Here is a 24,370-nt window from a genome sequence, read left to right on the forward strand (position 1 = left end):
CTCACATATGCGGGACGTTGTCGGGGATCTCGTAGAAGGTCGGATGGCGATAGACCTTGTCCCGGTTCGGGGCGAAGAACGGGTCCTTCTCGCTCGGGCTGGAGGCCGCAATTGCCTCTGAGCGCACCACCCACAGGCTCACGCCCTCGTTGCGCCGGGTGTAGACATCACGGGCGTGCCGCAGCGCCATTTCGTCGTCGGCGGCGTGCAGGGACCCCACATGCACGTGGTTGAGGCCGCGCTTGCCGCGCACGAACACCTCATACAGCGGCCACTCCCCGCGAATCCCGTTGCTGCCGAACATCATCGGGCTCGTTTCGATTCGTGCTGAGCGAACGCGGCCGCGGCCTCACGCACCCAGGCTCCGGCGTCATCGGCCGCCCGGCGCACCGCGATGCGCTCGGCATTGCACGGGCCGTCACCGGAGATGACTTTGGTGAACTCGTCCCAGTCCGGGGTGCCGAAGTCGTGGTGTCCGCGGCTTTCGTTCCACCGCAGCTCGGGGTCGGGCAGGCTAACGCCCAGCGCCTCGGCCTGCGGCACGCTCATGTCCACGAAACGCTGGCGCAGTTCATCATTGGTGTGCCGCTTGATCCGCCACCGCATGGACTGCGCGGTGTTGGGCGAGGCGTCGTCGGGCGGGCCGAACATCATCAGCGCAGGCCACCACCAGCGGTTGACCGCGTCCTGCACCATCTCCCGCTGCTGGGCGGTGCCGCGCATCATGGTCATCAGCAGCTCGAAGCCTTGGCGCTGGTGGAAGGACTCCTCCTTGCAGATACGCACCATGGCCCTCGCGTACGGCCCGAAGGAGCTGCGGCACAATGGGACCTGATTGCAGATCGCGGCGCCGTCGACCAGCCAGCCGATCACACCGACATCGGCGAAGGCAAGGCTCGGGTAGTTGAAGATGGACGAGTACTTCTGCGCGCCTACGATCAGCTTGGCGGTCAGATCACCGCGGTCGGTGCCCAGCGTCTCAGCCGCTGAGTACAGGTAGAGCCCGTGGCCGGCTTCGTCCTGGACCTTGGCCATGAGGATAGCTTTGCGGCGCAGCGAAGGAGCCGAGGTAAGCCAGGCACCCTCCGGCTGCATACCGATGATCTCCGAGTGGGCGTGCTGGGCGATCTGCCGGATCAGGGTGCGGCGGTAGCCCTCGGGCATCCAGTCCCGCGGTTCGACGCGCTGGTCGGCGGCGATGGTGTGGTCGAACTCTGATTGCAGTTTTTCGGTGGACGTCATCGAGGTGTCTCCTCACCGACCCGTGAACACGGGAGTTGTCTTGTTGAGGAACGCCACGACCGCGTTGCGGTGGTCGCTCGTCGCGCCGAGTTCCCGCTGGACGGCGCGCTCGCGCTCCAGCGCGCCGGACAGATCAGGAGGGCCGTTGCGGACGAGATACTTCACCGCGCGGTACGCGGCGGTCGGTCCCGAGGCGAGGCGAACGGCAAGTGCACGCGCGGTATCGTCGAGTTCGGCTGCGGGCACCCGCTCATACACCAGGCCCCACTTCTCGGCCTGCTCGGCGGTGATCTTGTCACCCAGCATCAGCAGCCCGGTAGCATGGCTGACGCCAAGGCTGCGTACCAAAGCGTGGCTCAGCCCTGAGTCGCTCGCAAGACCAATACCGGTGAACGCGGCGGCGAAGGAAGCGTTGTCGGCGGCGACCCGGATATCGGCGGCCAGCGCCATCCCGAAACCCGCGCCGACGCAGGCGCCGTTCACTGCGGCCACCACTGGGATCTCGAGTCCGGCCAACGCGCCGATCAGGGGGTTGTAGTGCTCGGCTATGGTGCACATCGCACGCTCGGGGCTGTCCCGCAGCACCTTCGCGTGTTCGGCGAGATCCTGGCCCACGCAGAAGTGTTTGCCCTCCGCCCGCAGTAGCAAGGCTCGAGCATCCGGGTTCTCGGCCACCCCACGCACTGCGGCCAGCAGTGCTTCCTTCAATGCGGTGTCCAGTGCGTTCGCTGCGTCTGGCCGGGCCAGCGTGAGGGTGACCAGCCCCGCTACGGACTCGACGAGGACGGGTTCGGTTGTGGTGGCACTCATCGTGTCTCCTTGGTGTCCCAGGTGTGGAAACCTCGACCGGTCTTGCGGCCGAGTTCGCCGCGCGCGACCTTCTCGCGCAACAGCTGCGGCGGCTCGAAGCGCGATCCGAGATCGGTGGCAAGGTGTTCGGCGATCGCCAGTCGCACATCCAGTCCGACGAGGTCGGTGGAACGCAGTGGCCCCATGGCGTGCCGGTAGCCCAGTTCCATGGCGCGGTCGATGGCCTCGGCGTCGGCCACGCCGTCCTCGAGCATTCGAATCGCCTCGAGTCCGAGAGCGACACCGAGCCGACTGGTGGCGAAGCCTGGGAAATCGTTGACGACGATCCCTTCCTTGCCGAGCCCAGCGACCCAGTTGCGCACCGCGGTGACGGTCGCCTCGCCGGTGACGGCCGAGCGCACGATCTCGACCAACCTGGAGACGGGCACTGGATTGAAGAAGTGCATGCCAAGGAACCGAGCCGGATCGGCAAGGGCAGCGCCCAGTTCACCGATCGGCAGCGAGCTGGTGTTGGATGCGATTACCGTGTCCTGGCCAACCGTCTGCTCCACACTGGCCAGCACATCGAGCTTTAGCGCGATATCTTCCGGCACGGCCTCGACCAGGAGGGTGGCATCGGCCGGCAGGTCGGCGATGTCGCCGACCATGCGCACCCGATCCAGCACTTCCTCGGCCATGGTGCCCGGGAGCTTGCCCTTAGCGGCCGCGGCGTCGAGCCCATTCGCGATGCGGGCGTGGGCGGCTGCACGATCACCGGCTTCCGCGACCGTAACGATGCTGCCCAGAGTGGCGAACACCTGCGCGATACCCGCGCCCATACAGCCGCCGCCGACGACGGCGACGATGGCTGGTGCATGCTGTGTCATCGGTTCCTCTTTTCCAGGAATTCGGCCATCCGGTTGTGTTTGTCGGGCGTCTCGAACAGAACGGCCTGGGCGAGGTCGTCGGCGAACGGCCGCGGAGCGGTGGCGTCAATCACGAGTTTGGTGAGCCGCAGCGCCAGTTCGGAGTTACCGGCGAGGCGGTCGATCAACGCGTGGCCGGCCTGCAGGTGGGCGCCGTCGTCGACGATCTCCAGTACTAGTCCGCTGCGCAGCGCTGTCTCGGCGTCCAGGCGAGCGCCAGCCAGCAGCACCTGCTTGGCGAGGGAGTTCCCGACCAAAGCGGGCAACCGGTAGGCGGCGCCGGCCGCGGCCATGATGCCCAGTCTCGGTTCTGGATTCGCGAACACTGTGGTGGGGGTAGCGATGCGGATGTCGCATGCGTAGGCGAGTTCCGCACCGCCGCCGAGGGCATAGCCGTTGACCACCGCGACAGTAGGCAGCGGCAGCCGGGCGATTCGATCGAACAAGTTGCGATTGATCCCCGCGAGCGCCGCGTCCCGGCCCCGATCGCGCAACTCGTTTATGTCGGCACCACCGGCGAAGTGATCACCGCGGCCGGTCAGCAGCAACAGTTTGGGCTCTCGCTCGAGCCTGCCGCACATCCGATGCAGTTCGGCGACCATGGCCCCATTGATGGCGTTGCGCTGCGCGGGCCGGTCCAGGGTGACCGTGATCCGATCGTCGGACTCGGTGACCTCGATGGTGCGGAAGTGCTCTGTCACGGTCACGGTGTCTCCACCGGCAACGAGACGCCCTGCCCCACACCGACGCATAGAGTCGCCGATCCACGGCTGTGATTGCCCTGCGCGGTCCTGGCCCCGTGGACGAGATACACGTTCTGCACGTCTCAACTCCTGCTGTCGATGTCACGATTATTACCGAACATTCGGTTGGTAATCAACATCTATTTCTAGGTTTCCACCGGAGCATCAGGTCCTGGGAGGATGTGGACCATGACTTCCGAACGCGCCACTCGCAGGCCGGGCCCCGGACGCCCGGGATACGACCTGGACTCGCTACTTTCCGTCGCAGTGAAGGTCTTTAACGAAAAGGGCTACGACGGCACCAGCATGGAGGTGCTCGCCACGCGTCTCGGGATCACCAAGTCTTCGATTTACCACCACGTGTCCAGCAAGGAGGAACTGCTCGAGCTGGCATTGTCGCGTGCCCTAAACGCGCTCTTCGCCGCGACCACCGAGCCGGAGGCAACTAGTGGAAGTTCGGTATCGCGATTGGAACACCTGGTCCGACGCAGTGTCCAAGTGCTGGTTGCAGAACTTCCCTACGTGACGCTGCTGCTGCGCGTCCGCGGGAACAGTGCGATCGAGCGTCGGGCGCTGACCCGTAGGCGCGAGTTCGACGAGTTCGTCGCGACGCTGGCCCACGACGCCGCAGCCGAGGGCGACCTGCGCCCCGACATCGACCCGGCGTTGATCAGCCGACTGCTGTTCGGCATGGTCAACTCCCTCATCGAGTGGTATCGCCCGCGCAGCGGGGCGGACACCGACCAACTCGCCGACGCCGTAGTCGCGATGACTTTCGACGGTCTGCGCACCCACCCACGCCGGACGACTTCTTGACAGGATCCGGAACAACGAGGATGGTAATTACCGACCGAACGGACGGTGCGAGGAGACGTGGTGGGCAGACTTCTGCAAAGTTATGTGACAGGGACGTGGTACAGTGCGCCCGACGAGGGTTCGCCCGTGTACAGCGCCGTCGACGGCAGCGAGATCGCCCGGATCTCTGCAACCGGCCTGGACTACAGCGCAGCGGTGCAGTACGCGCGCACCGTCGGCGGCCCCGCCCTCACGTCGCTGACCTTCCACCAGCGCGCGGTCGCGCTGAAACAGTTGGGGCAGACACTGCTGGCGGGCAAACAGGAGTTCTACGAGCTGTCCCGCGCGACCGGTGCGACGGACCAAGATTCCGGCATCGACATCGATGGCGGTATCGGCACCCTACTGAGCTACGCGAGCCGGGCGCGGCGCGAGTTGCCCGACGACACAGTCGTGCTGGACGGTGCAGTGGAGCGGCTGGGCAAGACGGGCTCCTTCCTCGGGCAGCACATCTACACCTCCCGCCGCGGCGTCGCGGTGCAGATCAACGCGTTCAACTTCCCAGTCTGGGGCTTCCTGGAAAAGCTCGCGCCGACGTTCATCGCCGGATTGCCCACTATCGTTAAACCCGCCGGGCAGACCGCCTACCTGACCGAGCTGGTTTTCCGTCGAATCATCGAATCTGGCTTGCTACCAGAAGGTTCGATGCAACTGGTGTGCGGCAGCGGCCAGCCGCTGCTCGAGCACCTCGGCGGACAGGACTCCATCCTGTTCACCGGTTCCGCCGACACCGCGCGTGTCCTGCGCACCAACCCAGCGGTGGTCGCAAGCGGCGTCCGGTTCAGCGCCGAGACCGACTCGCTCAATGCCTCGATCCTAGGCATCGACGTGACCGCCCGATCCGCTGAGTTCGACCTGTTCGTCGAGCAGCTCGTGGTGGAAATGACCGCGAAGGCGGGCCAGAAGTGCACCGCCATCCGCCGCGCCTTCGTACCGAATGTCCTTATGGACGACGTGATCGCAGCGGCGAAAGCCCGACTGCAGAAGATCGTGACCGGCCCCGCCGACGCCCAGAGCATCACCATGGGCGCCCTGGTCAGCGTCGAGCAACGCGACGAGGTGCTCAAGGCGGTACGTGCCCTGACCAAGAGCTGCGAGATCGTTCACGGCTCGGCCGAGCCGCCGATCGGCCCTGGCGCCTACTTGCCACCGATCCTGCTGCGTTGCCACGACTCTGCTGCTGACGAGCCCCACGACATCGAGCCGTTCGGGCCAGTGGCCACGGTAATCGGCTACGGCGACACCGGCGACGTGATCGAACTCGCCGCACGCGGCCACGGCAGCCTGGTTGCCTCCGTCATCACCGGCGACCCTGAACTGGCACGGGAGATCGTGCTCGGCCTGGCACCGTACCACGGGCGAGTGCTCGTCCTGGACAATGTCACCGCCAAGGAGTCCACCGGACACGGTTCGCCGCTGCCAGTGCTGGTTCATGGCGGCCCGGGGCGTGCGGGCGGTGGCGAGGAGCTCGGCGGCATCCGCGCCGTGCTGCATCACATGCAGCGCACCGCCGTGCAGGGCAGCCCGCAGGTCCTCACCGCGGTGGGCCACCGGTGGGTCACCGGCGCCTCTCGCACCGACGGTGGTGTGCACCCGTTCCGCAAGGATCTCGGCGAACTCGCCCTCGGCGACACCATCGTCAGTGGCCCACGCAGGGTCACCCTGGACGACATCACCCATTTCGCCGATTTCACCGGCGACACCTTCTACGCCCACACCGACCCCGCCGCGGCGGCGGCCAATCCGCTCTTCGGCGGCATCGTCGCACACGGCTACCTCGTCGTCTCGCTGGCGGCCGGACTGTTCGTCGACCCAGCTCCCGGTCCGGTCCTGGCCAACTTCGGTGTAGACAACTTGCGCTTCCTCACCCCCGTCAAGGCCGACGACGAACTCACCGTGGTTCTGACCGCCAAGCAGATCACCCCACGCAGCGGCGCGAACTACGGAGAGGTCCGCTGGGACACCGTTGTCACTAACCAGAACGACGAGGCCGTCGCCACCTACGACGTCCTCACGCTGGTCGTCAAACCTCAGGCAGAGTCCGCATGAACCACCGGATCGCCGTCTGCTACGGCGCCCCACCGACCCTGCCGCGTTCGACGAGCACTACCGCAGCGTGCATATCCCCCTCACACTAAAGGTGCCCGGTTTGAAGGACTTCGCCTAGGCAAAGTGCGCCGCAGTCGACAGCTCGACCCGCCCTACTACGCCGTCGCCCATCTCGGCTTTGAGACCGAGGAATCGCTGCGGCAGGCGTTGATCTCTCCCGAGATGAGAACCTCCGCCCAGGACGTGCGCGACTCCGCTACCGGCTCGGTGACGAAGTACATCGAACACTACGAAATAAGCGGACATTAGCCCTGTTACAAGGCCCTCGTCCCAGCGGTCACAACCGTCATCACCGGCCCAGTTGAGAACAGAAACCACCGCTATACCGCGTCAACCCTGGCAGGTTCGCTCCATCCTGTTGCACACACTCCCAGGCCTCGGCTTGGCGGCAAGATCCCACCGAAGTGGTGCAAACGTACGCGATGGCCCGGGCAAGTTTGTCGGTAATTCCACAGGCCGCCGTCCGAAAGATAGGTATGCCGGCGGCAGATCGACCGTCGTGGATACCGTGTCGCGCGAAGGAGAATTTACGCACCACAGCAAGCGCTATCAAGCGAGGATTCGGATGTATCTCCCGCGCGAAGATCGCCCGGATGCGGGTGGACACACGCATCCGGGCGCCGATGGGCGCCTAATGATTCGACGTTGCCCGGCTTGTACGAAATTGCTCGCGCCACTGACCTCGTCCTGCTCGTCGTGTCAATCGACGGAGCTGGAGTGGGTGGCTTCGTCCGGCGAAGGGGCGATCGTCTCCTGGAAAATTGTGGAGCGCTCTACGGGCGACCGCCGCGAGGCTACGGAATTGTCGACGATCGCCGTAGTCCAACTCGATGAGGGACCTATGGTCTTCACCACAGTACTCGGCGAGATACCGCCGTACTCGAAAGAATCAGTGCGCGTGAAGTTCGCACCCATGCCCACAGTGGACAGGTTCCCCGTCTTCACAGTGGACACAACCAGCAGAACAAAACACGACTGGCGGCCTGCCTCCAGAGCATCCGCCCAAGAGTGATCCGGCAGGAAAGCGATCGAGGATTGGCGTGAAGATCGACAGCATCAGATACGATGCGAGTTGGGTTCAATCGGCGCTGAAGCAGTGCATTTACTTGGAAACGGTCAAGTCGGTCGACGCTGACGCAAAGTTTGTGATCGAGTTCGCGATTCGATGGGCTCCGTTCGGTGGTGCTAGTGCCGGAGATCTGTTGGTCGCCTTCGGCGCCACTCGGTTGCGATTCTTGCAACTAGTCCGGGAGGCCCTTGACCCTCGCCCAGACGACGACCCGCACGCGCGAGCCCTCAAACGTGATTTGGTGGGCTCGCTATCCTGGGCATGGCTCGTCTGTACCGATTCCGCAGCTCCGTACACCATTGGCTGGCTGTCGCAATGAATGCTTGTCGTTTCGCATGTCGCCAGACCAATGGAACCTGTCGGAGCTGGGTGCTACCGGCCGCCGCTGATGCGTGGTGGTGCCCGGTCGTCGGTAGGCCGGCGAAGCTCAAGCCCCACATTGCCAGCTGGTCCTGCGGGATCGTGTCGCTCAGGCGAGGGTGGTGACGTCCAGGTCGCCGTCGGCGCACTGGGCGCGTAGCCGCTTCTTGTCGAACTTGCCCACACTGGTCTTGGGGACCTCGGCGATGAACGTCCAGCGTTCGGGCAGCTGCCATTTGGCGAACTTGTCGGCGAGGAATTCGCGCAGTTCTTCGGGTTTGGCTTCGGCGCCCTCGGCCAGCACGATCGCCACCAGCGGGCGTTCGTCCCGCTTCTGGTCGGGCACACCGATCACCGCGGCCTCGGCGACCGCCGGGTGGGCGATCACCGTGTTCTACAGATCCACCGAGGAGATCCACTCCCCACCGGACTTGATCACATCCTTCGACCGGTCCACCAGGGTGAGGTAGCCGTCGGGGCTGATCTTGCCGACGTCCCCGGTGCGCAACCAGCCCTCGTCGAACTTCTCCGGATCGATGACCGTGCCGTCGGGCGAATATAGTAAGAGCCGGTGATCCACGGCCCGCGTACCTGCAACTTCCCCAGCGATTCGCCGTCGTTGGAAACCACGCCGTCGTCACCGACCAGACGCGCCTGCACCCCGGCGGGGAACGGCCCTGGGTGACCCGGTAGGCCCACTTCTGCTCGTCGGTGACCGCGGTCGCGGGCGGCTGCGCCACACTGCCCAGCGGGGAGGTCTCGGTCATCCCCCACGCGTGCAGCACCCGCACGCCGTGCTCGACCGCGACGAGCCTGCCGAGCTGGATGGCCTTGCGGGTCGCGGTGGCGGACGGCCTATGTCGAGATGGCGGCAGATCGCTCGTATTGTCTGGGCTATCCGCTGAGGGACGGCTGGGGCGAAATAGCGCCTCTACGATCGAGACGCGTGGCCCAATAGTATGGCGGCCATGTTGGGGTGCCGTTGGGGGTCGGGGAGTAATCGGGAGGTGAGGAGGTCGCCCGTCGAGTTGCCGCAAATAAATTAGTGTGCCGCTATGTGCGGCAAGGGCTAAAGCGAGCCGTCGCGTTAGGGCATGCATGGCGATGTGAAGGCCGGGACCGTTGCCGTGCGTGCGTGCGTGCGATGTTCGAAACGGAACCGGGCCTTGCCGGAAATCGAGATTAGGCATTGTTGTTTTCCCCTTGCCTGCGTAGCCAGGAGTCCCATGCCTCGTAGTCGGGATGGTCTGGACCGATCGTGACGAGAGCGTCACCGATAATTTCGTTGGTTTCGGCGCGCATCGGCACCGTCAGGGTTCCGTCGGAGTTGCGTGTTGCCTTCATGTGAATCGTCCCCTTTTAGAGCGGGTGCGGCTCGAGACGGTGTTGGAGGTTCGAGAAGTATCTGTCGAGTAGAGTCCCCTGAGCCTGTCTATTTTTTCTGCTTATGTCGAGTGCCTCGGCGATGGCGTTAGCTCGGTAATCGGGTGGCATCTGGCGGTTGAGTGCCCAGGCGGCAAGCCCCTCAGCGAAGGTTTCTTCCCGGCCGGCGTTACCCGGCTGAGCAAAGTAAGGCTCCCTTGTATCCATCTTGTCGTACAGTTTCCTGAACTCTACCGACTCGGACGCGTTGCCGATGGCCCTGTCGAAGGCATGACCAGTCTCATGCACAGCCAGGGAAACACAATCGTGTTTGCCCCTGCCGCCGAGGACCACTCGGCGCGTTGACTTATTGTACAGTCCTGGTACGCCGTCCCAGGTCTTTTTGCGGGGCCATCCGCGTGGTGTTACTCCGCGAAGTTCGGGCAGGACGTCGGTGACCGGGCCGTCGATAATATCGATGCCGCCTTCGGGGTGGCTGGCGAAGTATTCGAGGAGTTTGTTATGGAAGCTGTCCGGGAGACGTTCCAAGTCACGTATATGCCGTTCCGTAGCGCTCCCATACCCGATAATTCTGAGCCGGTCGCCGTATATGGCGGATAGGCGGGTGCCATTGCTGTTTCCGAAGCCGCGACCAGCCTGGCTGGTGCGTTCTTCCGCTGTCATCGACGCGGCTTCACTTCCAAGCACCTGCCTCTCACCCGCCAGGTCGGCGTTTTCCGCCTCCCGCGCAGCCGTCTTTGCCCCCTCACCGATCTCACGCGTGAGCCTCGCACGGTGTTCGGCTGCCTCGCCCGTCCGAAGCATCTTCGGGACTATCCGCTGACGAAATAGATCGGCAATGGCCCTGCTGAACCGCACCCCGTTCCCTACCCGTTCATGGCGGTGTCACCGCAGGCCGCGTGGCGTTGCCGCGTCGGAGGGAGCAGCAGACGGATGTCGCACTTCGGCGATGTCGGTGATGGTGTACTCGCCGGTGGCGTGCATACGCCGCAGCTCGGTGCGCTGCTTGGCTGAGAGCTTGGGCGCCCGGCCACGAAGGCGGCCTTTGGCGCGGGCCACGGCCATGCCCTCGCGGGTGCGCATCCGCAGCGGGTCGACGTCGAACATTGCCGCCCCTGACACGACCCTTAACGGCACCCCATGTTGGTGAGTATGTGGCTGATCTTGCGTTCCGAGTGCAAATTCTATTTGTGTGGGCGGGCGCTGGCGTCGATAATTTTTCACCGGCACCATCCGCCGCAGAATGTAAACTTGCCCCGCAACTCGAGTCCAGTGGGCGATCAGCGGGCCAGGTGTGTGAGGAGGAAGTTGCAAGCTGCGCTGGACGCCTGGTCGAACCGTTCGCCGTACACTGCAAAATGGCCGCCGGGCAGCAGTTCGAGCTGTTTCGGTTCCAACGCATCGGCATAGCTGGTCAGCGCGATGTCCGTCGGTGTCAGCGTGTCGTCGTTGGCGACTATCATCAGCAGTGGCGTCGGTGAAACTCGCCTCAGGAACGCTTCCGGGGCGTATGACTGGAGCTTGTCCACACTGGAGAGGGTGACTTCGTTCCGCCAGGTAGGAATCCGCGGCCCGTTCGCCATCAGCCACTCATAGACCTCGGCGCCCGGCATCGCGACCAAATCGGCGGGATCATCAGAGGCCGACTTGATCATCTGGTGCGGCTTGCCGGCAGCCCGGGCGAGGCGGTCGGCCGCAATGGCCTCATGCACAGCGGGCATGGCGATCGGAGATACCAGCCGAGTGAACGTAGCCCACCCGTGGGTCAGCGGCACCTGGGAGACCACAGCACGTACACGCCGGTCGATGGCCGCGACAACCAACGCGTGCGCGCCGGCGAAGCTGGTGCCCCACACCGCAATACGATCCGGATCGACACCATCCAAGGTCTGCGCAAAGGTGATCGCATCACGATAGCCGTCGATCTGCGCCGTCGGGTCCACCTCGTATCGCGGCTCACCGTCGGAGGCCCCGAACCCGCGGTGGTCATATACAAGGCACGCGAGGCCAGCCTTGCTGAAGACCTCGGCGAACGGCGCCACCCACTCTTTGACCCCGGCAAAGCCGTGTGTCATGACCACCAGTGGCACCCCGGCCACTGCTGTCTGCGGCTTATACAACCACCCGCGCAAGGTCACGCCACCACTGGTGAATTCCACATCAACTCGCATGACGCCTCCAATCAATTCCATTACGTCATGTAATGGAATTAAAAGTAGACGAGCCGGGGCTGTGGTGTCAACCACAATCGGCTATACGCGGGTAGCCGACGGCATCCAGCGCAGAGCGGACGGTCAGCTGCACCAACTCTTCGTCGATTGGCCCCAACGTCGGAATCAGCGCACGCATCAGCATCGGTCCGGTGATCAAGTCACAGATCCATTCGGGGTCGGTTCCCGGGACGATCTCACCCCGTTCCACCGCGCGATCCAGGATCGCCGCGGTTGAGACCCGTCGGGGATTCAGGAATTGCTCATGGAAACGACGAGCAAGATCCGGGCTGCGGGACAGGTCCTCCAGCAAGCCCGGCACCGCCATGCGCACGAGGGGGTCGTTGAACAATTCCATCTGGTGGCGCTGGATGGCCAGCATCTCGGATTCGAGTCCGCCTAGATCCTCTGCGCCCGGATCCAGTCCATACCTGTCGATCAGCAGTGCCATGACGAGGGCAGCTCGGTCCGAAAAGCGACGGTACAAGGCCGGACGGCTCGTTGCCGCCACGTCGGCTACCGCTTGCAAGGTGAGTGCGCCGTAGCCGCGCTCAACGACCAACTGTTCCGCAGCGGCCAGTAACGCGGCGTCCAGTCCGCGATCCCGCGGACGGCCCGCCCGACTCTGCATCCTGTCGTACATGCGTTCACCGTACCCAGATGGTTCGCGGTGCTAACATACAGGCGTCAGGGGCTATGTGACCCGCCCGGCTACGATAGCGCCATCGTCGAACACGCAACTCGGGCATCAAGGGCACAGCGACGAACCGATCCGCGCGATATCCTTGGATAGGTCACCAAACAGGACCGGCGTATGGGCAAGATCGACCCGTTGAAAACTCAGCGCGCCGTGACCCCCGAGATCACGGCGGAGCTGGCAGCAGCCGGATTCACCGACGCACACGACATCGGGCGCGGCGGATTCGGCGTGGTGTATAAGTGCACGGAAAAGACCCTTGACCGGACCGTGGCGGTCAAAGTTCTAACCGCCGACCTGGACGAGGGTAACCAGGAGCGGTTCGTCCGGGAGCAGCGGGCGATGGGCCGACTGACCGGACATCCGAACATCGTGGGTGTATTGCAGGTCGGCACCACCACGACCTCCGGTCACCCTTATCTGGTGATGCCCTACTATCCGCAGGATTCCCTCGACACCCGGATCCGTCGTCACGGTCCGCTGTCAGCGCAGGAAACACTGCGGCTGGGAGTGAAGCTGGCCGGGGCACTCGAAACCGCGCACCGGCTCGGCATCCTGCACCGGGACGTCAAACCTGGCAACATCCTGATCACCGACTACGGTGAGCCCGCACTGACCGATTTCGGCATCGCACGAATCCCCGACGGGTTCCGTACCGCCACTGGCACGGTCACGGGTTCGCCGGCGTTCACCGCGCCGGAGATGCTGAAGGGTGAGGCACCCACACCCGCAGCCGATGTCTACGGACTCGGCGCCACGCTGTTCGCCGCGCTCACCGGGCATGCAGCGTTCGAGCGATGCAGTGGCGAGCAAGTGGTCGCCCAGTTCGTGCGGATAGCCACCCAGTCGAGGCCGAATCTTCGCGAGCACGGCGTCGACGAAGACCTTTCGCTGGTGATCGAACATGCCATGGCTCGCGCCCCCGAGCAGCGGCCACCTATAGCGACGTTGGGCGAGCAACTGCAGCAGCTGCAGGCCCGACACGGATGGCCTGTCGATCAGATGGCGATCATGACCGAATCAGGGGCCGAGCAGCACAAGAGCGCCCCGGTTTCGTTGATCCCGCTGACTACAGGCCGCTCGCCGGTGGGGGGCTCCTCGCAGTTCGGTTCGGGAATCACAGGAAGAGGGTCCCTTCCTCTCGAACTGACGAGCTTCATCGGCCGCCGCACGGAATTGACAGAGGTCAAGGGCCTGCTGGCGAGCTGCCGACTGGTGACGCTAACTGGGGTCGGCGGGGTGGGCAAGACCCGGCTGGCGGCGCGCGCCGCGACCCGTGCACAACGAGACTTCCAGGGTGGGGTGTGGCTTGTCGAGCTCGGAGAGCTGCACGACGGTGGCCTACTGCCCGGCGTGATCGCCGCCGCTGTGGGGATGCGCCCGCGAGAACAGCCGGTGCTCGATGCGCTGATCGACTACTTGGGGCGGCGGCAACTGCTACTGGTTCTCGACAATTGCGAACAAATCGTGGACGCGGCAGCGAAGGTCGCCGGGAGCTTGCTCCGGGCCTGTCCGAACCTGCGGATCCTCGCTACCAGCCGCGAACCGCTGGGCGTCGACGGGGAAGCAGTGCTGCGGGTGCGGCCACTCAAAGTTCCCGATCTGGATCGGCAGCCGTCGCTGCGAGGCGCACCTCGCTACGACGCGGTCACGCTGTTCGTCGAACGGGCCGCCGCCGCCGTGCCCGGATTCGCGCTTACCGAGAACAACGTCGCCATCGTGACCGAAATCTGCTATCGCCTCGACGGACTACCGCTGGCGATCGAGCTGGCGGCAGCCCGCCTGCGGGCGCTCACACCCGAACAGATCCTGCAGCGACTCGCCGATCGGTATGCGCTGCTGACCCGCGGCAGCCGCAGCGCGCCGAACCGCCAGCAGACCATGCAGTGGTGCATCGACTGGAGCTACTCACTGTGCACGCCCGCTGAACAATCACTTTGGGCACAGCTGTCGGTCTTCGCCGGGAGCTTCGAACTCGACGCCGCCGAACAGGTGTGCCGGAACGACATCGCAGCAGAAGACCTGCTCGACGTAGTCACCGCCTTGGTCGAGAAATCGATCCTGATCCGGGAGGAATCGGGCTCGGCGGTGCGATTCCGGCTGCTCGAGACGGTACGCGACTACGGCCGCAACAAACTCGAAGAGGTCGACCAGTATACGGAATTGCGGCGACGGCACCGGGACTGGTATCGGCAACTCGCCGAGTCCGCCGACACCGATGGGATTATCCCCCACCATCTGGACTGGCTTGCCCGCCTTAACCGCGAGCAACCAAACTTGCGCGAGGCGCTGGACTTCTGCCTGGCCGACACGGAAGCGGAACCCGACGCCGCATTATCGTTCGCTGCCGCCTTGCAACTGTTCTGGTTCTCCCGCGGCCAGGTCGGTGAGGCACGGCATTGGCTCGACCGCGCCCTCGCCGGCGGACCCGCCACTGCCACGACGGTACGCGCTAAGGCTCTGTGGCGTGCCAACATGGTGGCCGCAGCCCAAGCCGATCCCCGCGGGGCATCCGCACTGGTTATGCAGGCGCAAGCGCTCGCTGAAGGGACCGAGCACCCAGTCGTACACGCGTTCGCGGATCTCACCAGAGCCCTTCACGCGGTCAGCACTGGCGACCCTCCGCGCGCACATGCCCCCCTGGAAGCCGCGCTCAAGTCGTTTACTGCGCAGGGCGACGTCTCTGGGCAGGTCTGGGCCCTGCTCGGCCTCGGATGGGTGCATGCGCTTCAGGAGGACTGCGCCACAGCTCTCTCGTACCACGAAAAAGCCCTCGCGATAATCGAATCCTATGGCTATTCCCTACACCGATCATATGCGCTCTGGGCCACGGCATTTGCCGCGTGGCGCCACGGGGATGGCGACCGGGCTCTGCGGCTTCTCCGGCAGTGGCTACAGCTGAGCAGGCAGCAGAAAGACCCGCTCATGGCCGCTATAGCCCTGGAAACGCTAGCGTGGATTGTGGAATCGCAGGGCAGCGCGCGACGTGCCACCGTGTTACTTGGGGCCGCGAAGGCATTGTCTCAGTCGACGGGCACCTCCACAGTTCCGTTTCCCAACCTGGCGGTCCACCATGAGCACTGCGAGCGAAGGGCCCGTCGCACGCTGGGTCTGCGAGCTTTCGAGGCCGCCTACCGCGAAGGCGCATCGCGCGATCTCGATGCCGCGACCGACTACGCCTTGGGAGAGCAGCCACAGGCCGTAACAACCCCCGGTCCAAATCCCCCGACGGCGCTGACCACAAGGGAGCGGGAGGTAGCCGACCTCGTCGCTGACGGCCTCACCAACCGGGCCATCGCCGCCCGCCTCAGCATCTCCCAGCGCACCGCTCAAGGACACGTCGAGCACATACTGACCAAACTCGGATTCACCTCACGTGCCCAGATCGCTGCCTGGGTCGCCGAGCAGAGCCGAGCCACACAAAGGTGAAGGGCATCGTTCCGAACTCCACTCGGTCGCCTCCCGCATGGGCGGCATTGGCCGAGCAGAATTGCAGGCTAGCGCAATAACCCAGCGTTGAGCGAGATCGCGGTTCAGGCCGAAGACGATCGCCCAGGACTCTCCCGCCAAGCAACCCAGCGCAGTTCTCACGGATGTCAGCGAACGCCGCTGTCCTGTCGCATGCCGCCGTGGGCGTGATGGGTCAGAAACGAACGTATCCGACTCACACCAACCCTCACCCACAGCGACCGGCGAAACCGCAGGGGGTGCCAAATCCTTAACTCTGTCTCAGTTTCGGTGGTAGCGCGCCTAGGTCTATGCCAACAGGATCCGGTGTCGGAGTAGCGGAAAGCTGGCGCGGCCGTACATCTGCCGCTTGATCAGCTTCGTTTTCGTATTGACTCCTTCGCAAGGACCGCTGGTGTAGGGGCTGGCGACGGCAGCGTCGTGGTCCTGGTCGAGGCCGGTGAGGAACGGGTTGAATTCGGTCAGGCCGGCTTCGCGGACCTGTTTGACCCAGCTGTCGAGGTCGCTGCCGCGGCGCTGGGTCATCAGCTGGGCGAACTCGCGGACCAGGCTGACCAGGGCGGTCATTTCCGGGCACGCGGCGGCGATCTCGTCGAGGTGCGCGCGACGGGGATCGGGCAGGTCAGCCGGTCGGGTCAGGATCCAGCTGGCCACGCGCTTGGGTGAGATCGCGATTCGGTCGCCGTTGAGGCGGCCCTGGTTGACGTAGCGGTAGAGCAGATTCAGCCCTCCGGCGTAGCCGAGACCTTTGATCTCGGCGAATAGTTGCAGGACCGGCACTCCGGGGTCGGCGGCGCGGCGGGCGCGAAGGCGGTCTCGGTAGGGGTCGACCAGGCAGGGCCGATACTGCGGTGGTCGACGCAGATGTTCCGGCTCGGGCGCACGGGCATAGCGTTTGACCGTGTTCAGCGAAACGCCCAGCCGGCGCGAGCAGTCCAGCAATCCGACCCCTTGATCGAGTAGGTCGTGCACGGCGTGCCATCGCTGCAGCGTGGTGGCACCGCCCTTGACCTGCCGATACTTCGGCGCCGCGGCCGACCAGCAGGCGCTGTGGGCGACCACCGTCTTCTCTACCACCTGTGCCAGCCCATGCCACAGGTGCCAACGGTCGCTGACCTGCATCGCGGTAGGCAGGGCCAGGCGCACGGCCTCGGCATAGGTGGTGGAGCCGTCACGGACCACGACCTGCACGTGCGGGTGCTCGCTCAGCCACGCGGCGAGGGTGTCGGCTTTCCGGTCGGCCAGCACGTCGATGCGGTCGTGGGTCACCGGGTCGATCACGACCGTGCCGTATCGGTGGCGGCGCCGCAACGCGAAATCGTCCACGCTCACCGCGGCCGGCACCGGCCGCTCGGGCAGCGGGATACCCAGCAGCACCCGCACCGCCGTGTGGCGTGACAGCCCGATCGCCAGTTGCGTCAGCAGCCGGGCTCCGGCGCGTCCGGCCAGCTCTCGCACCACCGATCGAACCCGACCGGTCAGGCGCGTGGTGCGCCGCTGGTAGCGCTCCAGTACCCCGGACACCTGCTCACGAAAGGTGTTGCGACAGCCTATGGATGGCACACCAGCCGCCGCACCTGCACTCGCAGGCGCACTGCACGACCGTCGAGCGGCAGGTCGACGACGGTGCGCTGATGGTAGCTGGGCACCTTGCCCGAAACAGCACCGCAGCCCGGGCAGGCCGCCGGGCCATCGGGGGTCCGGGCGCGTATCCCGATCCAGGATCCCTCGTCGCTCACCTCCTCCACCAACAGTGGTGACAAACCCGAAAAAGCCAGGCCCACAGAGCATCCACATCACCCACGGCACATCGTGCCCTCACACCCCAGCAGTCGCCACCGAAATTGAGACAGAGCCGTTCACCCGACACTCCCGCCGATCGGGGCCATGTTGTAGGCGGTCGGTGAGTGAGGTTTGCGCTGTCACTACTGGGACCTGTGGTAGTGGTTGTCCTGGATGTCTGTCCGGTCTTCTTCTGGGTCGTCGTCGGGCCAAAGTGGGATCTCTTCCTTGTGTTCGGCCTCCATGCCGTGCTGTGCCAATTGTCCGCCGTGCCCGGAGGCTATAAGGGCTGTGGCGTACAGTGATTCGCTGCCAGCGGTGAAGTAATGTGTGTGTGCTTGCATGCTGTAGCCCATCGGCGACGAGTAGCTCTCCGGCGTTTCCGCCTTGATGCGGGTGGCACCGTAGTCCGGATCGATGGGATCGGGACCGCCCAACCAAGCCTGGCCCGCGTGAGCGTTCAGGTCGTTGGATGCTTTCCCGACGTACACGTCTCCGCCCTCCACGTGGAAGCCGTCCGCGTTGCCTGCCTCGTCGGTGCTGACGGGTCCGAGCAGGACCACGTCGTTGGCGTGCAGTTGACTCGCGGCCGCCGCGTCGGAGGCGACAATGGCCCCGGCGGAATATCCCACGACCGTCACGTGCGACTTCGATGGATCCTTATGGGTCGCCCACAGTCCGTCGACGTCCTCGGCCAACAGGTTTCCGCCCTCGCGCATAGCGGTGGGGTCGCCGCTCAGCACGGCGGTGATCCCGTCAGTCGGCGAGTCGTATCCCATCCATGCGACGACCGCGGTCGGATGATCCGGGTCGGCTCTGTTCGATTCGACATACAGATTCTGCGCTTGTTCGCTTTGGACATCGAACCAGCCCTTGTCGGATGTGTCGCTGGCACGCAGACTCTGACTCGCTCCCGGCACGACGACCGCAGTGTTGGCCGCGGTGTCCGGATCGCCGATACTGATTGCGGCCCTGCCCTTTCCCCCGAACGCGAGTGGCTCGTACACGTACAGGTAGGTGGAAGACGGGGCGGTCGGATACCGCCCGGGTTCGGTGTTGTTCGGACGGCTGTATTGCTCCAGGCCAGCTCGGACATTGATCGCATTGTGGTAGCGCGTCATGTCCTCGGCTGTCAGGCCGTATTTCTCCGGGTCTTCCTTGATCGCATCGACTGACACGCCCTTGTCTTTCGCTATGTCCTCGACCCGGCGGATGTCGGCGTTCATTACCTGTCGGTTCGCGGCGTCACGGACCTCGACCGGTATGCCGTTGAGATTCCCGATCCGTTCAGGGTCCTCGGCCAGCAGCCGCGTCTGTTCCTCGGGGCTCAGCGAGTTCCACCACTTGTTGACTTTTACCGCGTCCTCCGCAGTCGAAGTACGAGGCGGCTTTTCGTACTCCTCCTCGTCCAGCAGGTTGTAGAGGGCGATTCCGGTCAGCGCCACGCCACCACCGATCGTCAGAGCTGCGCGGGTATCGGCGTCGCGTAGATGACCGGCAGCAGCCCGCAGCCCGGCACCGGCAGAGCGGCAACCCGCCGAGACACTCGAAGCCGCCCTCTGGAGGGCGGCTCCGAGTGTCTCGGCGGCAGTCCGGACGCTCCTGGAAATCGGGTTTCTCATAATAGCCACCACGGATTGCCCGATGTCAGTGGGTGTGTCCCGCGTTAGGCTCAGCCAATCGCAGACAGTTGGCGCAGCAGCGGCAGCACGGCGTGCTGGAAGTCGCCGGGGCATTCGGTGGCGCCAGCGACGGCCTGCCAGTCACGGTGGCCGCTGACAGCGGGCATGATTGCCGTGGCACCATTAACCGGATTCGCGTAGTGAACCTGAGCAAACGGGTTCAGGCCCAAGCCGCTGCACAGACGTGTGAGCACGATATCGAGGCTGTGAAGCGCGGCCTTGCTGGGGAGGTGATCGGTGAAGTCGCCGATCACACAGATGCCGATGTTGCCGGTGTTCGCGCCGACAACGTGGCCCGCGGTAATGATCTCGGCTCCGGGTCCGAGTGATGATCCGGGCTTGAAGATGGGTGAGTCGTCTGCTGGGCTTTCGGCGGTGCCGGTACTGCGACCGGCATATACGACGCCGTTGGGATCGATCACAAGGTGATAACCGATATCACCCCAGCCCTGTCCCAGCGGGGCGGGCGACGCGTGATAGTGGTAGATCTCCTTCACCGTGTCGCGGTAGTCGCTGTACTCCTCCCCTGTCGGAATCGCCGAGTGGTGCACCGTAATCAGCTGTGCCGGAGCATACTCCGGCGTACCCCAGGTCATAAGTTTTTCGTCGGCTCCCCATCCCGATCGGGCCACCACCGGGAAGCCCCAGGCGTATGAGGTGGGCACCGACGTTCGGAACGGCTGGGCCGGCGTGACTCCGAACAAGCCAACCGGCCTATCGAGACTGATCGACGCAGCACCCGCAGGGACCCGTACGAGTTCGGACAGCGCGGCCTGCCGGTCATCGCGCCCATGCTGCGCGGGTGGTACCGCCACCGGATCGCTCCATTTTCCGCGCACCCGGAACCGTATACTTCGCACTCCGTGCGGCACAGCGGCGAACAACGCTCCACGGCAGTCGATCTCGCTTGCAGGCTGCGCGCGAGCGATATTGCGACCTCCGCTCAACGCGATGCCCACCGTGGCAACGGCACCGCCGAGTACCACACGTCGCGTGGGAAACACCGATCGCGCAGGGCGAGGCTGCAGAGGCTCGACTGACTCATGCACGTACATCTACACATACTCCTGACTGTCGAAATTGCAAGGGTGCATAAGATTCTCGAATTCTTTTACGCCCGTTCCAAAGAAACGCGGATCCACACTGGTCTAGCCTTCTCCACTCGAGCGAAGGAAACGAATAGCCCGCTTCCCGCCAGAAAATGGAAGCTCAGCCAACCCGGCAGATCTATACCGTCCTCGTCTGGCATATTGCACCCGGCGGGCAGCGCGGTGACGGCCTGGCGTTGCCAGGCCAATCGATCCTTCTGTCTTCTAAGACCGAGTTGCCCGAAGGGGAATTTCCTCCAGCCGGATCGGCTGGCCGCTGCGGTCGAGCAGCTTAAATGGGAATTATGCGGCTCTCTTACGGAGCAACATCCAAACTCTCACCGTCACAGGATTTCTCCAGCTAGATGCTTACAAGGTACATTATCGCGGCGAACCGACACTCTATTCTTGCCGGGGAACCCGCATGGCTCAGCAGGCGTACTCGAACATGGTGTTTGTGAAAGAAACGATGGCATCATCAAGCGATCGATTGAATTGGATTGGCAGCAGCGGCCTCATCCGGAAATCCGAGCACATGGGGGTCGACTATGGTGCGGAGTTGCTCGTGGGTTCGGGAATGGATCCAACTGGTGGCGATGTCGTATCCGGTGTCGAAGAGTTCTTCGGATGATCGTGCCGGGGGCTTGAGCGCGGCGCCGTAAGGTTGATGGGCGAAGATGGTCGTCTCGCGCAGGGCCGGGTCGTGAAACGGTCGCGGACGACTACGGATTGCAGGCAGCGAGGGATGCAGGATCGGAAAGATCAGTCCGCCACGGCTGTCGTATGGTTGGGGCCCGTAGAGGTCTAGGATGAGAGCCGGGTGCGGGGAGAAAATATCGTGGGGGACTCGATATTGGCAGCCACCGTCGAAGATATCCTCCAGTCCCGTGGCCGCAGGCAGCGCGCCCGGAATGCGGGTGGCGGCGACGAGCACATCGGCGACGGGCAGGTCGGACAAACCCAATTTCGGCAGGTCTCGTGGCAGCAGCAGGGTGCCGTGTTCTGCCGAATAGACCGGGATGAGCAGCGACGATGCTGCCTCGTGTAGCTGCCCGGACGGTTTCGGGTCGAGGGCGAAGTCGGCGAAGGTGCGGTCACCGACGATGGCGTGGGCGAGCTCGCGAATCCGCGCCTCGGGATACAGCGCGCGTCGGGTGAGCAGAGCACGGAAGCTTCTCGCACCCAGGACATCCTGCTCGGGATGTTCGATCGCGATCTGCCTGGCCTCGCCGCGCGCCATCCCCAGCGCTATCGCCGCGGCCGCGATGGCGCCGCCACTGACGCCCACGACGGTCGGCTGGATCGCGGTGCCGGGTCGCCCGCTGATCTGGTCGCGCCGGACGGCGAGAGCATCCATCGCGCCGATCGCCATCCCCACCATCAGAGTGAGGCTGCGGCCAGCCACACCGGCCAGAATCCGGACCACGGGACGTTCCTGTGTCAACGACTGTCCTTCCACCTGTTTCCAGCACTTACCGGCGACCAACGCGATCCATCGCCGCCCGAAACCATCGACCCCGACCGTGACCCGCCGCCCGCATCGATGCGTCGGTCGCGGCCAGCGCCGTGCGCAGCCCACGCCGTGCGCCGGTGATCGGGTCAGTCGCCTGCCAGGTGGGCCGAATCCCGAGAAACTTCCGCTCCGATCTGGTTTCCGCCGCGTCGTCGGACGTACGGCGCAGCAATCGGTCCGGCAGCGCGAGCTTGCACACGGTGCGGTAGGCCAGCCAGAACTGTGCGGGCAGTGACCCGGTCGTGTAGGGCAGGTCGTACTTGTCGCACAGCGCGTGGACACGCTCGGCGATCTCGGGGTAGCGGTTGCTGGGCAGGTCGGGAAACAGGTGATGCTCGATTTGATAGGAAAGGTTGCCGCTCATGAACGCCAGCACAGGGCCCGCGGTGAAGTTCGTGGTACCCAACAGTTGTCGCAAATACCACTCACCGTGGGTCTCGGTCTCGAGGTGCTCGGCGGTGAATTTCTCGGCGCCGTCGGGAAAATGACCGCACATGATCACCATGTAGGCCCACAGATTTCGCAGCAGCAGCGCCGAGGCGTTCGCCGCGAGCGTGTACTTGAAATTACGCCCGCTCAGCGCCGGGAACAGCAGAAAATCCTTGCCGAGTTGGCGGGCGATCTTTCGCGCGAACTCGATGTTCGGCTTCGACCGCAGCCGGCTTCGGGGAATACCCAGATGCCGTCGCTCGAGCGCCCAATCGTGCACGGCGATCGACAATTCGAACCCGGCCGCCACGACCACGTTCAGTACGGGTTGCATCAGATGAATCGGACGCCACGGTTCATCGCGGGTCATCCGCAGCACCGCGAAGCTGAGGTCTTCGTCCAGGCCGTACACATTGGTGTAGGTGTGGTGGACGTAGTTGTGCGATCGCTTCCAGTGCGCGGATGGTCCGAGGAAATCCCACTCCCAGCTTGTGGAATGGATCTCCGGATCATTCATCCAATCCCACTGACCGTGACTGATGTTGTGGCCGAGTTCCATCATCTCGATGGTTTTGGCGGCTGCCAGCATCGCGGTCCCGGCCAGTCGCGGCGCCCGGTATCGCCCGGCGAACAACAGCAGGCGCGCGGCCACCTCGAGACCGCGGTGCACCCTGATGACGCGCCGAATGTAGTCCGCATCTCGTTGTCCAAGTGACTGTTCTATATTTCGTCGGAGCTCGTCGAGCTCGCAACCGAGGGCTTCCACATCTGCCTCAGTAAGGTGAGCGAATGCCTTGATATCCGTGACTGCCAACAATATTCCTATGCATCTCGTCGGACGCGACCGGCAATCATCGTCCAAATTCGTTAGCTATGCGGATGCCTTTGAAGACATCCCCTTACACGCCCGTCACCACTCTGCCTGGCCCCCAAGTTCGCTTGTCTGTTGAGTTGGGCATTTCTCCAACGACGGGGCGGTTATGGAGGAGTTCGACTGATCCTCTCGTGATCGTCGAGCAGTGAGACCACCATCGCGCGGGACGCAGCGGGCTATTCGGAGAACGGCGCGGAGTTGACTATCAGTTCGAATCCAAATCTGTAGAGTAGAGCAGTTCTTCCGTCGGGTACAGCTTCAGCCTCGCGGGCTACGGCGCGGGTCACGAGGCGCTTGAAGTCCAGGCGTGGATGGCGCGCAATGATGTCGGCAACCCACTGTGGGTCGAGTTCTTTGAGGCGATCTCCGAACAGGTCTACTCCTGCGCCGGCCGCGAGCGCTCCGGCGAGATCGGAAAGGTCGGAGTCGACACCAAGAGTCATGTGTCCGGCGATCCCGTCGCGGACGAGCGCGACGCGATCGGCAGTGCCGCCGAGGTTGCTGAGCAAACGCTCCGCGTGCTCCGCGCCACGGACTGCAAAGCAGCGGTTTGGTTGAGGGTTCTCCAACTCGATGTCATGAAGCATGGCCGAGGTGAAGAACAGTTCATCGTCCAGCTCGGCATCGTGCGCGTAGGCCAGGGCCTTACCGAAAGCCCACACGCGATAAGAGTGGTTTAGCATGGTAGAACTCAACAGGTTCTGCGCTTCCCGTTCGGCGGCTGCTGTCATCGGTGTATTAGGCGGCCGCAGCGCCGCCCCCTTGAGCTGGGCAGTCGGTCCCCGAGCACCGGAGAATGACGTGATGCGCCCGCCCAGCAGAGTCGGCATCGCGAACAGAAGAAGACCCAGCAATTGATTCCACTGCCGTCTGGTCAAATTGCCGCCAGTTATCTTGGCCCAGCTCCACTCAAATCCCTGAGGTGGCGCCATAACGGACCTTGACCTTCCTCATATCGGGCCAAAAAGATACGAGCCCAAGCCGAGCGCTATAGACCTGCCGATGCACATTTCGCTCTCTTCAGAATTGGCATCTCTATCCCTATGTGTCAATGAAAATGGATTTTTCATTTGGGCGGACGCGCGGTCGTCACCTATATCGACTCCTGTGGCGGCGCCTTCCGGGCACTTCATCTGCGGTCTCGCGCGACT

General features: G+C 64.2%; 21 protein-coding genes and 2 pseudogenes. 6 read left to right on the forward strand and 17 right to left on the reverse strand.

Annotated features, from left to right (window positions below; all coding sequences use genetic code 11):
• Position 1 precedes the first annotated feature (1 nt).
• Genes paaB through ACFV2O_RS30945 form a run of 5 tightly spaced genes read right to left on the reverse strand, consistent with a single transcriptional unit; the run spans position 2 to position 3,664 of the window.
• The gene (gene paaB / locus ACFV2O_RS30925) at positions 2-307 is read right to left on the reverse strand and encodes a 1,2-phenylacetyl-CoA epoxidase subunit PaaB (protein ID WP_039797573.1); all 306 of its coding nucleotides are present in this window, start codon (positions 305-307) and stop codon (positions 2-4) included.
• Positions 304-1,242, reverse strand: a complete 939-nt coding sequence (paaA, locus tag ACFV2O_RS30930) for a 1,2-phenylacetyl-CoA epoxidase subunit PaaA (RefSeq protein WP_039797572.1) — start codon at positions 1,240-1,242, stop codon at positions 304-306. Before paaA ends, paaB begins: the two co-directional genes overlap by 4 nt.
• Positions 1,243-1,254: 12 nt before the next feature.
• The gene (locus tag ACFV2O_RS30935; protein WP_039797570.1) at positions 1,255-2,052 is read right to left on the reverse strand and encodes an enoyl-CoA hydratase-related protein; all 798 of its coding nucleotides are present in this window, start codon (positions 2,050-2,052) and stop codon (positions 1,255-1,257) included.
• Positions 2,049-2,918 (reverse strand): 3-hydroxyacyl-CoA dehydrogenase family protein, encoded by an 870-nt coding sequence (locus tag ACFV2O_RS30940; RefSeq protein WP_379255011.1) that lies wholly within the window; start codon positions 2,916-2,918, stop codon positions 2,049-2,051. The genes ACFV2O_RS30935 and ACFV2O_RS30940 overlap by 4 nt, the downstream gene beginning before the upstream one ends.
• Complete coding sequence (locus ACFV2O_RS30945; RefSeq protein WP_379255012.1) at positions 2,915-3,664, reverse strand: enoyl-CoA hydratase/isomerase family protein; 750 nt, start codon at positions 3,662-3,664, stop codon at positions 2,915-2,917. Before ACFV2O_RS30945 ends, ACFV2O_RS30940 begins: the two co-directional genes overlap by 4 nt.
• Positions 3,665-3,889: 225 nt before the next feature.
• Here ACFV2O_RS30945 and ACFV2O_RS30950 point away from each other — a divergent pair, with 225 nt between their 5' ends.
• The 5 genes from ACFV2O_RS30950 to ACFV2O_RS30970 all read left to right on the forward strand — a co-directional run bounded on the left by ACFV2O_RS30950 (position 3,890) and on the right by ACFV2O_RS30970 (position 8,052).
• On the forward strand, positions 3,890-4,516 hold the full coding sequence (locus tag ACFV2O_RS30950; protein ID WP_379255013.1) for a TetR/AcrR family transcriptional regulator: 627 nt from the start codon (positions 3,890-3,892) through the stop codon (positions 4,514-4,516).
• 60 nt (positions 4,517-4,576) lie between these two features.
• Positions 4,577-6,604 (forward strand): phenylacetic acid degradation bifunctional protein PaaZ, encoded by a 2,028-nt coding sequence (gene paaZ, locus ACFV2O_RS30955; RefSeq protein WP_379255015.1) that lies wholly within the window; start codon positions 4,577-4,579, stop codon positions 6,602-6,604.
• On the forward strand, positions 6,522-6,722 hold the full coding sequence (locus ACFV2O_RS30960) for an EthD family reductase (RefSeq protein WP_379255017.1): 201 nt from the start codon (positions 6,522-6,524) through the stop codon (positions 6,720-6,722). The genes paaZ and ACFV2O_RS30960 overlap by 83 nt, the downstream gene beginning before the upstream one ends.
• A gap of 5 nt (positions 6,723-6,727) precedes the next feature.
• Complete coding sequence (locus tag ACFV2O_RS30965; protein WP_379255018.1) at positions 6,728-6,913, forward strand: EthD family reductase; 186 nt, start codon at positions 6,728-6,730, stop codon at positions 6,911-6,913.
• Between the two features lie 791 nt (positions 6,914-7,704).
• Positions 7,705-8,052, forward strand: a complete 348-nt coding sequence (locus tag ACFV2O_RS30970; RefSeq protein WP_379255020.1) for a hypothetical protein — start codon at positions 7,705-7,707, stop codon at positions 8,050-8,052.
• A 150-nt stretch (positions 8,053-8,202) separates the two neighbouring features.
• On the opposite strand, the pseudogene ACFV2O_RS30975 reads toward ACFV2O_RS30970, so the two are convergent.
• From ACFV2O_RS30975 to ACFV2O_RS31000, 6 genes and pseudogenes are all read right to left on the reverse strand, one after another.
• Positions 8,203-8,893 (reverse strand): annotated as a pseudogene (locus ACFV2O_RS30975) (AMP-binding protein); the annotation flags it as partial.
• A gap of 382 nt (positions 8,894-9,275) precedes the next feature.
• Positions 9,276-9,437 carry a hypothetical protein gene (locus ACFV2O_RS30980; protein WP_157170787.1) on the reverse strand — a complete coding sequence of 54 codons (162 nt, stop codon included), beginning with the start codon at positions 9,435-9,437 and terminating at the stop codon, positions 9,276-9,278.
• A gap of 15 nt (positions 9,438-9,452) precedes the next feature.
• Positions 9,453-10,280, reverse strand: a complete 828-nt coding sequence (locus ACFV2O_RS30985; protein ID WP_379255022.1) for a hypothetical protein — start codon at positions 10,278-10,280, stop codon at positions 9,453-9,455.
• 81 nt (positions 10,281-10,361) lie between these two features.
• A complete protein-coding gene (locus ACFV2O_RS30990) occupies positions 10,362-10,583 on the reverse strand; it encodes a hypothetical protein (protein WP_379255023.1) in 222 nt (73 codons plus the stop codon).
• Between the two features lie 173 nt (positions 10,584-10,756).
• Positions 10,757-11,668: an alpha/beta hydrolase gene (locus ACFV2O_RS30995; RefSeq protein WP_379255024.1), complete on the reverse strand. Its 912-nt coding sequence runs from the start codon at positions 11,666-11,668 to the stop codon at positions 10,757-10,759.
• Positions 11,669-11,714: 46 nt separating this feature from the next.
• Positions 11,715-12,329 carry a TetR/AcrR family transcriptional regulator gene (locus ACFV2O_RS31000; RefSeq protein ID WP_379255025.1) on the reverse strand — a complete coding sequence of 205 codons (615 nt, stop codon included), beginning with the start codon at positions 12,327-12,329 and terminating at the stop codon, positions 11,715-11,717.
• Positions 12,330-12,500: 171 nt separating this feature from the next.
• Between ACFV2O_RS31000 and ACFV2O_RS31005 the strand changes: the two genes are divergently transcribed.
• Positions 12,501-15,812, forward strand: coding sequence for a protein kinase (locus ACFV2O_RS31005; RefSeq protein ID WP_379255026.1), 3,312 nt, complete (start codon positions 12,501-12,503; stop codon positions 15,810-15,812).
• 327 nt (positions 15,813-16,139) lie between these two features.
• Here the strand turns inward: ACFV2O_RS31005 and ACFV2O_RS31010 are convergent.
• From ACFV2O_RS31010 to ACFV2O_RS31035, 6 genes and pseudogenes are all read right to left on the reverse strand, one after another.
• Positions 16,140-17,635: pseudogene (locus tag ACFV2O_RS31010) on the reverse strand (ISL3 family transposase).
• Between the two features lie 141 nt (positions 17,636-17,776).
• Positions 17,777-19,078, reverse strand: a complete 1,302-nt coding sequence (locus tag ACFV2O_RS31015; protein ID WP_379255027.1) for an alpha/beta hydrolase — start codon at positions 19,076-19,078, stop codon at positions 17,777-17,779.
• A 227-nt stretch (positions 19,079-19,305) separates the two neighbouring features.
• Complete coding sequence (locus ACFV2O_RS31020; RefSeq protein WP_379255028.1) at positions 19,306-20,274, reverse strand: N-acetylmuramoyl-L-alanine amidase; 969 nt, start codon at positions 20,272-20,274, stop codon at positions 19,306-19,308.
• A gap of 607 nt (positions 20,275-20,881) precedes the next feature.
• Complete coding sequence (locus ACFV2O_RS31025) at positions 20,882-21,847, reverse strand: patatin-like phospholipase family protein (RefSeq protein ID WP_379255029.1); 966 nt, start codon at positions 21,845-21,847, stop codon at positions 20,882-20,884.
• Between the two features lie 28 nt (positions 21,848-21,875).
• Complete coding sequence (locus tag ACFV2O_RS31030) at positions 21,876-23,159, reverse strand: fatty acid desaturase family protein (RefSeq protein ID WP_379255030.1); 1,284 nt, start codon at positions 23,157-23,159, stop codon at positions 21,876-21,878.
• A gap of 236 nt (positions 23,160-23,395) precedes the next feature.
• Positions 23,396-24,151 (reverse strand): phosphohydrolase, encoded by a 756-nt coding sequence (locus tag ACFV2O_RS31035; protein WP_379255031.1) that lies wholly within the window; start codon positions 24,149-24,151, stop codon positions 23,396-23,398.
• Positions 24,152-24,370 lie beyond the last annotated feature (219 nt).

This window comes from Nocardia sp. NPDC059691, assembly GCF_042733915.1.
Taxonomy (GTDB): Bacteria; Actinomycetota; Actinomycetes; order Mycobacteriales; family Mycobacteriaceae; genus Nocardia; species Nocardia sichangensis.

Excerpts from the sequence above, each read along its gene's own strand:
- paaB (WP_039797573.1), bottom strand. The coding sequence starts at position 307 with ATGATGTTCGGCAGCAACGGGATTCGCGGGGAGTGGCCGCTGTATGAG.
- paaA (WP_039797572.1), bottom strand. The coding sequence starts at position 1,242 with ATGACGTCCACCGAAAAACTGCAATCAGAGTTCGACCACACCATCGCC.
- ACFV2O_RS30935 (WP_039797570.1), bottom strand. The coding sequence starts at position 2,052 with ATGAGTGCCACCACAACCGAACCCGTCCTCGTCGAGTCCGTAGCGGGG.
- ACFV2O_RS30940 (WP_379255011.1), bottom strand. The coding sequence starts at position 2,918 with ATGACACAGCATGCACCAGCCATCGTCGCCGTCGTCGGCGGCGGCTGT.
- ACFV2O_RS30950 (WP_379255013.1), top strand. The coding sequence starts at position 3,890 with ATGACTTCCGAACGCGCCACTCGCAGGCCGGGCCCCGGACGCCCGGGA.
- ACFV2O_RS30980 (WP_157170787.1), bottom strand. The coding sequence starts at position 9,437 with ATGAAGGCAACACGCAACTCCGACGGAACCCTGACGGTGCCGATGCGC.
- ACFV2O_RS30985 (WP_379255022.1), bottom strand. The coding sequence starts at position 10,280 with ATGCTTCGGACGGGCGAGGCAGCCGAACACCGTGCGAGGCTCACGCGT.
- ACFV2O_RS30990 (WP_379255023.1), bottom strand. The coding sequence starts at position 10,583 with ATGTTCGACGTCGACCCGCTGCGGATGCGCACCCGCGAGGGCATGGCC.
- ACFV2O_RS30995 (WP_379255024.1), bottom strand. The coding sequence starts at position 11,668 with ATGGAATTGATTGGAGGCGTCATGCGAGTTGATGTGGAATTCACCAGT.
- ACFV2O_RS31000 (WP_379255025.1), bottom strand. The coding sequence starts at position 12,329 with ATGTACGACAGGATGCAGAGTCGGGCGGGCCGTCCGCGGGATCGCGGA.
- ACFV2O_RS31005 (WP_379255026.1), top strand. The coding sequence starts at position 12,501 with ATGGGCAAGATCGACCCGTTGAAAACTCAGCGCGCCGTGACCCCCGAG.
- ACFV2O_RS31035 (WP_379255031.1), bottom strand. The coding sequence starts at position 24,151 with ATGGCGCCACCTCAGGGATTTGAGTGGAGCTGGGCCAAGATAACTGGC.